Below are 13,507 nucleotides of genomic sequence, written 5' to 3'. Positions count from 1 at the left end.
CCAAGGTGATCGTTGCGATCAACAAGGACGAAGAAGCGCCGATCTTCCAGGTCGCCGATTACGGCCTGGTGGCGGACTTGTTCGAAGCCGTACCTGAGCTGGAGAAGCTGGTCTAATCCGGCGGCTTCACTTATAAAGAGCCCGGTCTTTTGGCCGGGCTTTTTTATTGTCTGGGATTTGAGTGGGAGAACTTCGCCATGGATCTGCGCCGCCTGGGTGGCCTGTCGGTATTGCTGGGCCTGACGCTGATGCCGTTGGCGTCGCTGGCCGCCGGTAAATGCGAGCGCCTGGTGGCGACCGGCAGCCCGGATGCCCCGCCCTATCTGTGGCGCGATCCGCAGGACCCCAACCACCTGATTGGCGCCAGCGCCGACCTGCTGCAACAGGTGGCCCATGAGCTGGGGATCAAGGTCGAGCTGCTGTATGCCGGCAAACGCTCCGCCGCCCTGGAGGAAGTGCGCAGCGGGCGGATGGACATGCTGGCCGATGCGCCGCTGTCGGTGAACGAGCTGGAAGCCCTGGACTATATTCACCCGCCGTTGCTGGAGAATGATTTCCTGGTCTGGACTCGCAAAGGCTCGACGCTGAGCTACAGTCAGCCGGCCGATCTGCACGGGCACGTCGGCGCTGTGTCGGAAAGGGCACGCCTGACAGCGTCCTTCGAAGCCTTCGCCAAGGACCAATTGAACCTGACCCGCATGCCGAACCTGACCCAGGCATTCCAGAAGCTGCTGCTGGGGGAGGTGGAGTACGTACTGGCCGGGCGTTACGCCGGTACGGCCCTGGCCCAGTCGCTGGGCATGGCCAACGATCTGCTGGCCTTCCCGCAACCCGCGGACAAACCCGGCCTGTTCCTGGCCGTCTCGCACAACTCGGCCTGCAACGACCCATGGTTGCGCGGACAGTTGGCAAAAAAGATGACAGAATTGCCCGCGTCCGGTCTGACGGAAACCGTGCTGCAGCGCAATCTCGAGCGTTGGAAAGCACAGTTGCAGCAACCTGTCAGCACCCCAAAACAGTAGGGATTTCTTGTGAGTATTCGACCTCTTTTCGCTGCCCTGGCCGTTCTGGCTCTGGCGGGTTGCGCAGCCGATCCGGCGCCGAATGAACAAATGCGCCTGACCGAACAAACCCTGGCCCAGGCCAAGGCAGTGGGGGCCACGGCAGACGATGTGCCGGAACTGAAGCTGGCCGAAGACAAATTCGCCCGCGCGCAACGCAACATGCAGGAACAGTCGTTCAAGCACGCGCGCATGCGGGCCGAGCAGGCGGAACTGGATGCACGCCTGGCCGAGGCACGGGTCCTGACACTGAAGAGCCAGGAACAATTGAATATGCTCCAGACCCGCATCACTCGTCTGCGCAAGCAACTGGGAGATGCCCAATGATTCGTCTGTCCCATGTATTGAGTGGCGCCCTGCTGATCGCTTTTACCGGTCTCTACGGCTGTGCCGGGCAGCGCAGCGAAGCGGCCCTGGAGCAGGCCAGCGAAGACTTCCAGAAGGTCAAGGAGGACTCCAATGTGCTGCGCATCGCGCCCAAGGACGTGATCCGTGCCGGTGAGTCCCTGGCCCGGGCCGATCGTCTGTCCAGCTACTGGGGCAGCGGGGGCGATGTGGTGCATTACGCCTATCTCAGCCAGCGCTACAGCGAGATCGCCCGCGAACACACCAACCAGGTGTTGAACCAGGAGCAGACGGCCAAGCTCGAGCTGGAGCGCCAGCGTCTGCAACTGGCCCTGCGCGAGGCCAAGCTGCTGAGCGTGCAGCAACAGGGCAAGTGGCTGGAGGAGCAGATCATCAACCTGGCCACCACCCAGACCGATCGCGGGCTGGTGATGACCCTGGGCGATGTGCTGTTCGACACCGGCGAAGCGGAGCTGAAAAGCTCGGCCAACCGTACCGTGCTGAAGGTCGTGCAGTTTCTCCAACTGAACCCCAAGCGCGTGGTGCGGATCGAGGGCTACACGGACAACACCGGCGACAAGCAGAGCAACCTGAAGCTGTCCCGCGACCGGGCACAGGCCGTGGCCGACATCCTGGTGGACCTGGGTGTCGAGGAAAAGCGGGTCCAGGTCGAGGGTTACGGCGACGAGTACCCGGTCGAGGCCAACGCCTCGGAACGCGGACGGGCGCAGAACCGTCGGGTGGAAATCGTCTTCTCCGACGAGCAGGGCCAGTTGGGCGCGGCCCGCTAAGGCGCGGCCAGTCCAGACAACCCGGCTTCCCTCAGGAGCCGGGTTTTTTTATGCCTGACGATTGGTACACAGAACAGTACAGTTTTTGCTGACACCGCCCTGTACGGTCGACTATTGTGGCAACTGTCCCAGTACACTTATGAACTGTTCCGGTATCGTCATCCACAAGAATAAAATGCCGGTCGAATCGAGTGCAGCGTCATGACCAATCTCTTGCTTTATCAACGTATCGCTCAGCAGCTGGCTGAAGATATCCGGCGTGGTGTGTACCAGCCGGGGGAGCGCGTACCCTCGGTACGCAAGATGAGTTCGCAGCTCAATGTCAGCCATGCGACGGTGCTCCAGGCCTATGCCAATCTCGAGGACCAGGGGCTGATCCGCGCCCGCCCGCAGTCAGGTTATTACGTGCACCAGACCCCGGCGCTGACCGCGCCGACCCCGGACATCGCCCGGGTCGAGCGGCCCGGCCTGGTGACGCGCAGCAGCATCATTCACCAGGTGTTGGTGGAGTCGCGCCGCGAAGGCGTGTTTCCGCTGGGCGCCGCGGTGCCCAGCGTCGACTACCTACCGGTGCGGGCGCTGCATCAGCAACTGGCCAAGGTCACCCGTTTCCACAGCCCGCGCGCCTTCAGCTACATGTTCAGTCCCGGTTTCGAGCCGTTGCGCCGGCAAGTGGCGATTCGCATGCGCGACGCTGGCGTGGTGGTCGATCCGTCCGAAGTGGTGATTACCCACGGTTGCGTGGATGCGCTGCAGATGTCGTTGCGCGTGCTGACCCGCCCCGGCGACCTGATTGCTGCCGAGTCGCCGACCTACTACGGCCTGCTGCAACTGGCCGACCTGTTGGGGCTCAAGGTCATCGAGATTCCCAGCGACCCCTCCACGGGCATGAGCCTGGAAGCGTTGCAGCTGGCGGCCAACCAATGGTCGATCAAGGCCCTGGTACTGACCACGCGCCTGAGCAATCCGCTGGGTGGCACCATGCCGGAAGAGCGGCAGAAACAGTTGCTGCGCCTGGCCTCGGATTTCGATATCCAGGTGGTCGAGGACGATATCTACGGTGAACTGATGTTCGAGGTCGGGCGTACCAAGGCGCTGAAGGCCTACGACCGGCTGGACCGGGTGATCTATTGCTCGAGCTTTTCCAAGACCCTGTCGCCCGGTGTGCGCATCGGCTGGATGATCGCCGGCAAGTACCAGCAGGAAATCCAGCGCTTGCAGACCTTCAGCACGCACTCGGCCTGCAGCGTGACGCAGATGGGCGTCGCGGCTTACCTGGAGAACGGCGGCTACGACCGGCATCTGCGCTTTATCCGCCAGGAGTACCGCAAGAACCTCAGCGCCTTCCAGCTGGCGGTGCAGCAGTATTTTCCGGAAGGCACGCAGATTACTCGGCCCAATGGTGGCTTCATTCTCTGGGTCAGCCTGCCGGGGCGGGTCAATACCCAGGAATTGCATGTCCGGGCCTTGCAGCAGGGCATCAGTATCGCGCCGGGGCTGATCTTCAGTAACACCGAGCAGTTCAACCACTGTATTCGCCTCAACTGCGGCACCCCGTGGAACCGCGAGGCCGAGCGGGCGTTGATGACCCTGGGCATGTTGGCCAGCCAGCTGTGCCAGGAGGCCACGGGCGGCTTTTGAAGGATCGGAGGCCGCGCTTGTTTTCGCGCGGTCAACAGGCGAGCATATGGCTCTTTGCCGCCGATCCTGTTGTCTCCCTATGAAAGCGATTTTTCCTGTTGTCTGGGTGTTGGTCTGTGTCCTGAGTGCCTTCGGCACGGGCAGCGTTCTGGCGGCTCAGGACAAGGTCGCGTCGAGTACCGCCAGTGCGGGCACTGCGCAGAAAACCGCAGCAGCCACAAAGGCCGCGCCAGTGAAGAAGGCAACAGCCGCCAGCAAACCCAAGCCGGTGAAAAAACGTCCCCCGATTGCCTCCAAGTCCAAATCTGCCAGTGAGGTCGCAAAGATGCCTTTGCCCTCGGCCAAGGTGGATCTGAGGCTGCCGCCGGAGATGGTCAAGCAATTGCAGCCGATCGGTACGGTCGACCTGCCCAAGCGCGCGCCGTTGCTGCCGCCGATGTTCGGCGAGAAACCCAAGCAAGACAGCCCGTTCCAGCTCAACGGGCGCTTGTTGACCAATGAAATGCAGTTGCAGCTGCGCAATGAGGAGCGGCGCGATATCGAAGGCGCGGCGCTGGATTTCGAGTTCAAGCAGTAACCCCCCTCAATCTCGACTGTGACCCGTTGCCTTGACGCTTTGTCGGAGACTGGTCAGTCACGCGAACCTGAGCGCAAAAACCCGCTTGCGGCCAATTTCAAACGGCTGTTTTAGCGGTTACTCTAGTCCGCGTTATTTCAATACTTTGTCCGTCGCGAGGAGCTTGTCGTCATGAATTGCCGTGAAGGCTGTGGCGCCTGTTGCATTGCCCCTTCCATCAGTACCCCGATTCCCGGCATGCCCAATGGCAAGCCGGCTGGAGAGCGCTGCCTCCATCTTTCTGTCGAAAACCTGTGCGCTTTGTTTGGCTTGCCCGAGCGGCCTGCCGTGTGTGGCGGGTTCCAGGCGGATATCGAGGTCTGCGGCGGCAATCGCGAAGAGGCGATCCGCTTGCTGGGCTGGTGGGAGCAAATGACGGCGGCGTGAAGTGTTTCAATGACCGGAACTTCAACAATAAGGAACAAGACAATGGGTTCGCTGCATCGAATTGCTGTGCTCTGTGGGTTGACCGTTCTGCTGTCGGCAACGGCCCACGCCGAAGATTGGCAAACGGCCAAGGACGAAGACGGCATCAAGGTCTCCTTGAGTGAAGTGGCCGGCTCCAAATACAAGGCCTACCGTGGTGTGACCACCATGAAAACCAGCGTGGCCAAGCTGCGCGCGCTGCAGGAAGACGTCGCGGGCGCCTGCGCCTGGATTCACGAGTGCAAGTCGCAGAAATTGCTCAAGCACGAAGGCGACCAGAGCTGGACCTACACCCAGTTCAATACGCCGTGGCCGGTCACATCGCGGGATTCAGTGCTGCACGTCACCACCAGCACCGGCGCCGACGGCAGCCTGACCCGCAAGCTCGAAGGCCTGCCGACCTACATTCCCGAAGAGAAGGGTTTCGTGCGGGTGGCCCAGGTCGAAGGCTTCTGGAAGTTCGTGCCCAAGGGCGCGGACCAGGTTGAAGTGACCTATCAGGTGCATACCGATCCGGGTGGCAGCGTGCCGTCCTGGCTGGCCAACAAGTTCGTCGTGGACGCACCGTTCAACACCCTCAAGGCACTGAAGGCGCGCGCTGAAAAGCCGTAAGCCATTCGCTGTCGAACAAGGCTGCCCCGGGGCAGCCTTTTTTCATGCTGCCGCCGGGCCCCCGGGCTGAACGATTATCGGCGTTTCGGGGTCGATACTGTGTGAGCCCACTCATGGGGTTTCTCAAGGAGGCACCGATGCAAAAATGGCAGATCATTTTCGTTGACGAACATGGTGTCCAGTCAGTGGAGCAATTCGACTGCGAACAACGGCCCAGCATGGAGCAGGCAGCCCAGTGGATTCGCGCAAAGCTTTTGCCGGTCCCGGCCGAACTTGACCTCAACGATCTGGAAGGGCGCACCGACGAACCTACGGTCAAGAGCCTGAAAGATCAGCACAGCATCCAGATCCTCGGTATTTCGCCGATTTAGTCCCTGACACGCAACGCTTCTTCCGAGCTTCAACCGGACCTTGGCAGCGCCTGGTTCTTGGCGCTACTCTGCATCCGAGATCAGCGAATGATTCGCTAAGGTCTGGTCTTGTCAGCTACATGCTTGTTTCCTGGCGGCGAGCCTCTCGCCGCAGGCCTGTACCGTGCGGTCACAGGCAGGGAGTACGGAAAGTCTATCCATCGGTTTGAGGAGGACGTTTCATGAGCACAGCCTATCAAGAAGACATCAGCAGCAGCGTGTTGCGCCGCATGAAAGAAGGCGGTTTCGACTTTTCACGATTCCATCCCATCGAGTTCTACGCCGTTTTCCCGGACGAGGAGCGGGCACGCAGGGCGGCAGGGCATTTTCGCGGTGAATCCTTGAATGCACAGGTCAGTGTGCGCGATGACGGCGCCTGGAACCTGGAGCTGAGCAAGGTGATGTACGCCACCTACGGCGGCATCGGGGACTTCGAGCAGGATTTCGAAGCGGTGGTCGCCCCCCTGGGCGGGATCATAGAGGGCTGGGGCGTGAAGCAGGAGGTTCGAGGGCGACTCGTTTAGTGCCTATGAATAGCGTCAAGACTCGGCATCGGCCGACCTTCGGGTCGGCCGATTGCGCTTCTGCCAGGGGGAAATCTGCAGACCTGGGCAAAAAAAAGGCCACCCGCCGAGGGTGGCCAAAAGGGAAGACCGGTAAGGAGAGGAAACCGGTCGGGACATACCGGGTCCGGCAGCCATTGGCGCCATGAAGGGGGGCATCGGCTTCGCTCTGTAGCGGGGCTGAAGCCGTTTGCGCTGTTGCGGTGAATTCTGCGCGGTTCTGCCCCGGCGGTGAAATCAAGTCTGGCTATGTCGCCGATAGCCATTGCCCTGCAACAGGGCGTGTTACTCAGGCTGTTTACGCCCCGCCATGTGCTTCAGATACCCCACCAGCAACTCCAGCTCGGTGTCCGGCAGGACACTGCTGGAGAAGGCCGGCATTTTCGCCTGGGGCCAGCGGCGTAGGCTTTGCGGGTCACGGATATAGCGCTTGAGGAAGTCCGCGCCGAAGTACTCGGTGGGGTTGTAGGGGATATTCAGGTCCGGGCCGAACTGCGAGTCGCCGGCGCCATTGAGGCGATGGCAGGCCAGGCAGTTCTTCTGGAACAGGGCGAAGCCCTGGTTCACCGGATCGGCGGCCGCCAGCTTCGGGTCCGGGCGCAGGGCCGGGAAACGTTCGGCCACCGGCGCCAGGCGCTTGATGCTCGCCACTTCGAACGGCCACTGCTCAGGGCTGATATGACCGGCCTGGGGGTTGGTCCACACCAGGTAGAAAGGCCCGGCGCTGTGCTTGCCTTCAGACAGGGGTGGCCAGGGCTTGGCCGGGTCTTCGATGGCCAGCCAGGCCTGGGCGCCGGCTTTGCCGAGCAGGGGCGCGGCGGGCAGTTCAGCGGCGAAACCGTCCAGGGCGACGGCCTGTAGATGGTCATCGGCCTTGACTCCGGTGAGCAAGGCCGCGATCGGTACCGCGCGGTAACTCATGTCACGCTTGTAGGACACGTCATCCTTGATGGCAATGGTCTGGGCCTGGGGATGCTTGAGCAGTTCTTCGGTCTGCCAGGTGCGACTGTCGGTCCCCAGCTCCAGGGTCAACTGCGCGGCATGCGCAGGGGTGGTGAGGAGCAGGGCGCTGCACAGGAGGATAAGAGATTTCAAGGATTCGCCGTTCCGTCGCTTGGGTGGAGATCGCAGGGTGGAAAGTGTCGCACGGCGAAGCGCTGACTCAGCGTCGCCGCGGCGTCAGGAAGAGTGGCACACAAGCGCCTGCCCCGGTAGCGAACCGGAGCACAAAGAGGCGATCACGTGGCAGGATGGCCACGCCCCTAGCCGATCACTTTGGTGAGATTCGGCAAGATCAGCAGCAAGGTGGTTGCGAACAGAATGAGCCCCGCTTGACGAACTTTCGAATGCTTGAACATGGCTGGATGCCTTTTGTTGTTATTCCTGAACATCGAATGCATGCCTGCCGTTTCACTCCGGTCAGGCGATGTGTCCCTTTGTTTGTACGTGCACCGGCAAGACCCGGCTGCAACGATTCACGACCTACAGCCCCTACCTTAGGGGCCTTGTAACCCTTGGCTTAGATCCATTTCGTATCAGCTCAGAAGCACATGCTGTTAAAAGCACATGAGGCTTTTTGCCATCTTCTTGCCCGCCCTTTGTCTAGACACATTCGTTATGCGGCAGGCGGAATCCATTAGCTCACTACCGTTCGTCTGAGCGTGACCGTCAAGGTCAGTGAGCGCATCGGTCATTGAATCCGGCCTCGCCGGAGCCAAGAGTGGGAGCCCTGTCATCATTCATTCGCACAGCGGTTCGAGGACGTCATGACCCAGGCTTTGATATTCGATGCGTTACGCACCCCCCGTGGCAAAGGCAAGGCCGACGGCGCCTTGCACAGCGTCAAGCCGGTGAACCTGCTAGCCGGGCTGCTCGGTGCCCTGCAGCGCCGTACGGAGCTGGACACCAGCCAGGTCGACGACATCGTGCTCGGTTGCGTGACGCCGATTGGCGACCAGGGGGCGGACATCGCCAAGACCGCGGCGCTGGTCGCCGACTGGGACGTCAGCGTGGCCGGGGTGCAGATCAACCGCTTTTGCGCCTCGGGCCTGGAGGCGGTGAACCTGGGGGCGATGAAAGTGCGCTCCGGCTTCGAGGACCTGGTGGTGGTCGGTGGCGTCGAGTCGATGTCCCGGGTGCCCATGGGCAGTGATGGCGGTGCCTGGGTGCTCGACCCGCAAACCAACATGCACAGCCATTTCACCCCGCAGGGCATAGGCGCGGACCTGATCGCCACCCTGGAGGGCTTCAGCCGCGAGGATGTCGACAGCTTTGCCCTGCAGTCCCAGCAAAAGGCAGCCCGAGCCCGGGCCGATGGCTCGTTCAAGAAATCCCTGGTACCGGTGCAGGACCAGAATGGCATCGTCCTGCTGGATCACGATGAATTCATTCGCGCCGACTCCACCCTCGAGGGCTTGGGCAAGCTCAAGCCCAGCTTCGAGATGATCGGCCAGATGGGCTTCGACGCCACCGCTTTGCGGGTCTACAGCCATGTCGAACGCATCCACCATGTGCACACCCCGGGCAACAGTTCGGGCATCGTCGACGGCGCGGCATTGATGCTCATCGGCTCCGAGGCCAAGGGTCAGGCCCTGGGGCTCAAGCCGCGGGCACGGATTGTCGCCACGGCGGTCACCAGCACCGACCCGACCATCATGCTCACCGGCCCGGCGCCGGCCACGCGCAAGGCGCTGGCCAAGGCCGGGCTGCGGGTCGAGGACATCGACCTGTTCGAGGTCAACGAGGCCTTCGCCTCAGTGGTGCTGAAGTTCATCAAGGACATGGCCATCGACCCGGACAAGGTCAACGTCAACGGCGGCTCCATCGCCATGGGCCACCCGCTGGGCGCCACCGGCTGCGCGATCCTCGGCACCCTGCTCGACGAGCTGGAAGCCCGGCGCCAGCGTTACGGCCTGGCGACCCTCTGTGTCGGCGGCGGCATGGGTATCGCCACCATCATCGAACGCCTCTGAGCCCTGACTTCAAGGAAACACTTTCATGACCGATGCCATCCGTTACGAAAAGGGCCAGGACCAGATCGTGGTTTTGACCATCGATATGCCAGGCCAGAGCGCCAATACCATGAACGGGGTGTACCGCGAGGCCATGGCCGCCTGCGTCGCCCGCCTGCAAGTCGAGCAGGAATCGATTGCCGGGGTGATCGTCACGTCGGCGAAAAAGACCTTCTTCGCCGGCGGCGACCTCAATGAGCTGATCAAGGTCGGCAAGCCCGAGGCCCAGGCCTTTTACGACGGGGTGCTGATCCTCAAGGGCCAGTTGCGGGCCCTGGAGACCCTGGGCAAGCCTGTGGTTGCGGCGATCAACGGTTCGGCCCTGGGCGGTGGCTGGGAGATCTGCCTGGCCTGCCATCACCGGGTGGCCCTGGACGATCCGTCGTTGCAGGTCGGCCTGCCGGAAGTGACCCTCGGCCTGCTGCCGGGCGGCGGCGGGGTGGTGCGCATGGTGCGTTTGCTGGGGCTGGAAAAGGCCCTGCCGTACTTGCTGGAGGGCAAGAAGCTGCGGCCGCAGCAGGCGCTGCAGGCGGGCCTGATCGATCAGTTGGCCAGCGACCGCGACGACCTGCTGGCCAAGGCCAGGGCGTGGATTGTCGCCAACCCAGCGGTCAAGCAGCGCTGGGATGTGGCTGGCTACCAGATTCCCGGTGGCACGCCGTCGCACCCGAAAGTCGCGCAGATGCTGGCTATCGCGCCGTCGATCCTGCGCAGTAAGACCCAGGGCTGCCTGCCGGCGCCGGAGAAGATTCTCTGCGCGGCGGTGGAGGGCGCGCAGGTGGATTTCGACACCGCGCAGTTGATCGAAGCCCGCTATTTCACCGAGCTGACCACCGGCCAGGTGGCGAAAAACATGATCGGGACCTTCTGGTTCCAGCTCAACGAAATCAATGCCGGCGGCTCCCGCCCCCAAGGCTTTGCGCCCTATGTGACCCGGAAGGTCGGGGTGCTCGGGGCCGGGATGATGGGTGCCGGGATCGCCTATGTCAGCGCCGTGGCCGGTATCGAGGTGGTGCTCAAGGACATCAACCTGGCGGCGGCCGAGAAGGGCAAGGCCCACTCGGCGGCGCTGCTGGAAAAAAAGGTCGCCCGTGGCCAGCTCAGTGCCGAACAGCGGGACGCTACCCTGGCACGGATCAGCCCCACCGAGCAGGACGCGGACCTTGCCGGTTGCGACCTGATCATCGAGGCGGTGTTCGAGGATCGCGAGCTCAAGGCCAAGGTGTCCAGGGCCGCGCAACAGGTGGTCGGTGCTGACGCGGTGATCGCCTCCAATACCTCGACCCTGCCCATCAGTGGCCTGGCCAAGGCGGTGCCCGACCCGGGTAAGTTCATCGGCCTGCATTTCTTCAGCCCGGTGGAAAAGATGCCGCTGGTGGAAATCATCAAGGGCGAAGGGACCAGTGATGAAACCCTGGCTCGCGGCTTCGACTTCGTCCTGCAGATCAGGAAGACCCCGATCGTGGTCAACGACAGCCGCGGCTTTTTCACCTCGCGGGTGTTCGGCACCTTCACCAACGAAGGCATCGCCATGCTCGGCGAGGGCGTGGCGGCACCGCTGATCGAGACCGAGGCGCGCAAGGCGGGCATGCCGATCGGCCCGCTGGCGATCTCCGACGAGGTTTCCCTGAGCCTGATGAGCCATATCCGCCAGCAGACCATCAAGGACCTGCTGGCCGAAGGCAAACCGCTGGTGGAGCATCCGGCCTTCGCCGTGATCGACCTGCTGCTCAATGAGTACAAGCGCCCAGGCAAGGCAGCCGGTGGCGGTTTCTACGACTACCCGGCGGGCGCGCAAAAACACCTGTGGCCACAGCTGAAAACCCGCTTCGAGAAAGCCGATGCGCAAATCTCGCCGCAGGACGTGCGCGATCGCCTGTTGTTCGTGCAGGCCATCGAAACCGTGCGTTGCGTGGAGGAGGGCGTGTTGCGCTCGACGGCCGATGCCAATATCGGTTCGATCTTCGGCATCGGCTTCGCGGCCTGGACCGGCGGTGCCTTGCAGTTCATCAACCAGTACGGCCTGAAGGACTTCATCGCCCGCGCGCAGTACCTGGTCGAGCAATACGGCGAGCGGTTCACGCCGCCAGCGCTGTTGCTGGAGAAAGCCAGCAAGGGCCAGTTGTTCTGAGCCTGACGGGAGCAAAGTGATACATCGCGGGGCTTGCCTTGGTTGGGCGTTTCAAGGCAGGCTCTGGGGTGTTCGTTATTCCCATCATCGTGTCAGGTATTTTTTATGTCGCTACGCATCTGCATTCTGGAGACCGACATCCTGCGTCCAGAATTGGTCGATCAATATCAGGGTTACGGGCAGATGTTCCAGCGCCTGTTTTCGCAGCAGCCGATCGCGGCCGAATTTGCCGTCTACAACGTGATGCAGGGCGACTACCCGAGCGACGACCTGAGCTTCGATGCCTACCTGGTCACGGGGAGCAAGGCCGACTCCTTCGGCACCGATCCCTGGATTCAAACCCTCAAGACCTACCTGCTGGACCGTTACCAGCGTGGCGACAAGCTGCTGGGCATCTGCTTCGGCCATCAGTTGCTGGCGCTGCTGCTGGGCGGCAAGAGCGAGCGCGCGACCCAGGGTTGGGGCGTGGGCACCCATAACTACAAGTTGGCGGCCAAGGCGCCGTGGATGAGCCCGGTGAGGGAAGAGCTGACGCTGTTGATCAGCCACCAGGACCAGGTCACCGCCTTGCCGGAAAACGCCACGGTCATCGCTTCGAGCGATTTCTGTCCGTTCGCGGCCTACCACATCAATGACCAAGTGCTGTGCTTCCAGGGCCACCCCGAGTTCATCCACGACTACTCGCGGGCGTTGCTGGAGCTACGTCAGCAGCACCTGGGCGAGCAGGTTTATCGGAAGGGTATCGCCAGCCTGGACAAGGACCACCACGGCAGCACCGTGGCCGAATGGATGATGCGTTTTGTGGCGCACAAACCCCAGGCCGGGGTTTAAAGGTATCGAGCGGCTCCTATGAGGACGTTGAGGTTCTTATAGGAGCACGGCCATTCACAGCCATCCGGAGCGCTTGAAGCTCGCCCACAACCCCGTACATCCCACCACCAGGAACGCCAGCACGCCGAAGTAGCCGTAGTGCAGCTTCAGCTCGGGCATGTTGTCGAAGTTCATGCCGTAGATCCCGGCCACCGCCGTCGGGAATGCCAGGATCGCCGCCCAGGCGGCAAACTTGCGTTGCACCACGCTTTGGCGCGAGGCCTCCAGCAGTACGCCGATCTCGATGGTCTGGCTGGCGATGTCGCGCAGGGTCGCCAGGTCTTCCATCTGCCGCGTAACGTGGATCTGCACATCGCGAAAGTACGGGCGCATGTTCTTGTCGATGAACGGAAAGCTGAGCTTCTGTAGCTCTTCGCTGATTTCCACCATGGGCGCTACGTAGCGGCGCAGGCGCAGTACGTCCCGGCGCAGGCCATGCAGCTTCTGGATATCGCCTTCGTTGAGCGAGCTGCACAGTACGCCGCGCTCCAGCTCGTCGATCTCGGCATGGATCGCTTCGCTGACCGGCTGGTAGTTCTCGGTGACGAAATCCAGCAGTGCGTAGAGCACGAAGTCTTCGCCGTGTTCGAGCAGCAGCGGCCGCGCCTCGCAGCGCTGGCGCACGAAACCGTAGGAGCGGGAATGGCCGTTGCGCGCGGTGATGATGTAGCCCTTGCCGGCAAAGATATGGGTCTCGATGAACTCCAGCTTGCCGGCTTCGCGCACGGGGGAATAGGTGACGATGAACAGCGCGTCGCCGAAGGTTTCGAGCTTCGGCCGGCTGTGTTTGTCCAGGGCGTCCTCGATGGCCAGTTCGTGCAGGTTGAACTGGCGTTGCAGGTTGGCCAGCTCCTGGGCATTGGGTTCTTCGAGGCCGATCCAGACGAAGTGCCCAGGCTTGGCCGCCCAGGCGGCACCTTCGTCGAGGGTGATATCCGTGACTCTTTTTCCTGCGCTGTAGACAGCGGCGGCAACAACTCTGCCCATGATGCTTGTTCGCTTCTTCTTATCGAAATGAGGAGTGACCCTG

At 62.2% G+C, this 13,507-nt stretch carries 15 protein-coding genes; 13 read left to right on the top strand and 2 right to left on the bottom strand.

What is annotated here, in order from left to right; genetic code table 11:
- From ACQKQA_RS16035 to ACQKQA_RS15990, 10 genes are all read left to right on the top strand, one after another.
- A partial coding sequence (locus ACQKQA_RS16035) for an electron transfer flavoprotein subunit alpha (protein ID WP_186605293.1) occupies positions 1-116 on the top strand: 116 nt, incomplete at its 5' end.
- An 81-nt stretch (positions 117-197) separates the two neighbouring features.
- A complete protein-coding gene (locus ACQKQA_RS16030; protein WP_427559295.1) occupies positions 198-1,022 on the top strand; it encodes a substrate-binding periplasmic protein in 825 nt (274 codons plus the stop codon).
- A 9-nt stretch (positions 1,023-1,031) separates the two neighbouring features.
- The gene (locus ACQKQA_RS16025; RefSeq protein WP_427559293.1) at positions 1,032-1,388 is read left to right on the top strand and encodes a DUF4398 domain-containing protein; all 357 of its coding nucleotides are present in this window, start codon (positions 1,032-1,034) and stop codon (positions 1,386-1,388) included.
- Positions 1,385-2,197, top strand: a complete 813-nt coding sequence (locus ACQKQA_RS16020; RefSeq protein WP_427559292.1) for an OmpA family protein — start codon at positions 1,385-1,387, stop codon at positions 2,195-2,197. The genes ACQKQA_RS16025 and ACQKQA_RS16020 overlap by 4 nt, the downstream gene beginning before the upstream one ends.
- A 201-nt stretch (positions 2,198-2,398) precedes the next feature.
- Positions 2,399-3,838, top strand: a complete 1,440-nt coding sequence (locus ACQKQA_RS16015) for a PLP-dependent aminotransferase family protein (RefSeq protein WP_427559289.1) — start codon at positions 2,399-2,401, stop codon at positions 3,836-3,838.
- A gap of 79 nt (positions 3,839-3,917) precedes the next feature.
- On the top strand, positions 3,918-4,415 hold the full coding sequence (locus ACQKQA_RS16010) for a translation initiation factor 2 (protein ID WP_427559286.1): 498 nt from the start codon (positions 3,918-3,920) through the stop codon (positions 4,413-4,415).
- Positions 4,416-4,586: 171 nt separating this feature from the next.
- Positions 4,587-4,841 carry a YkgJ family cysteine cluster protein gene (locus ACQKQA_RS16005; protein ID WP_427559283.1) on the top strand — a complete coding sequence of 85 codons (255 nt, stop codon included), beginning with the start codon at positions 4,587-4,589 and terminating at the stop codon, positions 4,839-4,841.
- Between the two features lie 42 nt (positions 4,842-4,883).
- Positions 4,884-5,492, top strand: a complete 609-nt coding sequence (locus tag ACQKQA_RS16000) for an START domain-containing protein (RefSeq protein WP_427559281.1) — start codon at positions 4,884-4,886, stop codon at positions 5,490-5,492.
- Between the two features lie 113 nt (positions 5,493-5,605).
- A complete protein-coding gene (locus tag ACQKQA_RS15995) occupies positions 5,606-5,863 on the top strand; it encodes a hypothetical protein (RefSeq protein WP_427559278.1) in 258 nt (85 codons plus the stop codon).
- Positions 5,864-6,084: 221 nt separating this feature from the next.
- A complete protein-coding gene (locus tag ACQKQA_RS15990; RefSeq protein ID WP_427559275.1) occupies positions 6,085-6,426 on the top strand; it encodes a ribonuclease E inhibitor RraB in 342 nt (113 codons plus the stop codon).
- Between the two features lie 324 nt (positions 6,427-6,750).
- On the opposite strand, the gene ACQKQA_RS15985 is transcribed toward ACQKQA_RS15990, so the two are convergent.
- Entirely contained in the window at positions 6,751-7,560 is an 810-nt protein-coding gene (locus tag ACQKQA_RS15985; RefSeq protein ID WP_427559272.1) for a c-type cytochrome, read from the bottom strand.
- Between the two features lie 671 nt (positions 7,561-8,231).
- Here ACQKQA_RS15985 and ACQKQA_RS15980 point away from each other — a divergent pair.
- The 3 genes from ACQKQA_RS15980 to ACQKQA_RS15970 all read left to right on the top strand — a co-directional run bounded on the left by ACQKQA_RS15980 (position 8,232) and on the right by ACQKQA_RS15970 (position 12,438).
- Positions 8,232-9,437 carry an acetyl-CoA C-acetyltransferase gene (locus ACQKQA_RS15980; protein WP_427559268.1) on the top strand — a complete coding sequence of 402 codons (1,206 nt, stop codon included), beginning with the start codon at positions 8,232-8,234 and terminating at the stop codon, positions 9,435-9,437.
- Between the two features lie 25 nt (positions 9,438-9,462).
- Positions 9,463-11,607 (top strand): 3-hydroxyacyl-CoA dehydrogenase NAD-binding domain-containing protein, encoded by a 2,145-nt coding sequence (locus ACQKQA_RS15975; protein ID WP_427559266.1) that lies wholly within the window; start codon positions 9,463-9,465, stop codon positions 11,605-11,607.
- A gap of 105 nt (positions 11,608-11,712) precedes the next feature.
- Entirely contained in the window at positions 11,713-12,438 is a 726-nt protein-coding gene (locus ACQKQA_RS15970) for an amidotransferase (protein ID WP_427559264.1), read from the top strand.
- A gap of 54 nt (positions 12,439-12,492) precedes the next feature.
- Here the strand turns inward: ACQKQA_RS15970 and ACQKQA_RS15965 are convergent, their stop codons facing one another.
- On the bottom strand, positions 12,493-13,464 hold the full coding sequence (locus tag ACQKQA_RS15965; RefSeq protein WP_427559261.1) for a magnesium and cobalt transport protein CorA: 972 nt from the start codon (positions 13,462-13,464) through the stop codon (positions 12,493-12,495).
- Positions 13,465-13,507 lie beyond the last annotated feature (43 nt).

The organism is Pseudomonas sp. NPDC089530 (genome assembly GCF_050280705.1).
Lineage (GTDB): Bacteria > Pseudomonadota > Gammaproteobacteria > Pseudomonadales > Pseudomonadaceae > Aquipseudomonas.
Note: the sequence above shows the minus strand (reverse complement) of the source record. Positions and strands in the feature narration are given on the sequence as shown.

Coding starts and splice junctions, on each gene's coding strand:
- ACQKQA_RS16030 (WP_427559295.1), top strand. CDS start 198: ATGGATCTGCGCCGCCTGGGTGGCCTGTCGGTATTGCTGGGCCTGACG.
- ACQKQA_RS16020 (WP_427559292.1), top strand. CDS start 1,385: ATGATTCGTCTGTCCCATGTATTGAGTGGCGCCCTGCTGATCGCTTTT.
- ACQKQA_RS16015 (WP_427559289.1), top strand. CDS start 2,399: ATGACCAATCTCTTGCTTTATCAACGTATCGCTCAGCAGCTGGCTGAA.
- ACQKQA_RS16010 (WP_427559286.1), top strand. CDS start 3,918: ATGAAAGCGATTTTTCCTGTTGTCTGGGTGTTGGTCTGTGTCCTGAGT.
- ACQKQA_RS16005 (WP_427559283.1), top strand. CDS start 4,587: ATGAATTGCCGTGAAGGCTGTGGCGCCTGTTGCATTGCCCCTTCCATC.
- ACQKQA_RS16000 (WP_427559281.1), top strand. CDS start 4,884: ATGGGTTCGCTGCATCGAATTGCTGTGCTCTGTGGGTTGACCGTTCTG.
- ACQKQA_RS15995 (WP_427559278.1), top strand. CDS start 5,606: ATGGGGTTTCTCAAGGAGGCACCGATGCAAAAATGGCAGATCATTTTC.
- ACQKQA_RS15990 (WP_427559275.1), top strand. CDS start 6,085: ATGAGCACAGCCTATCAAGAAGACATCAGCAGCAGCGTGTTGCGCCGC.
- ACQKQA_RS15980 (WP_427559268.1), top strand. CDS start 8,232: ATGACCCAGGCTTTGATATTCGATGCGTTACGCACCCCCCGTGGCAAA.
- ACQKQA_RS15975 (WP_427559266.1), top strand. CDS start 9,463: ATGACCGATGCCATCCGTTACGAAAAGGGCCAGGACCAGATCGTGGTT.
- ACQKQA_RS15970 (WP_427559264.1), top strand. CDS start 11,713: ATGTCGCTACGCATCTGCATTCTGGAGACCGACATCCTGCGTCCAGAA.
- ACQKQA_RS15965 (WP_427559261.1), bottom strand. CDS start 13,464: ATGGGCAGAGTTGTTGCCGCCGCTGTCTACAGCGCAGGAAAAAGAGTC.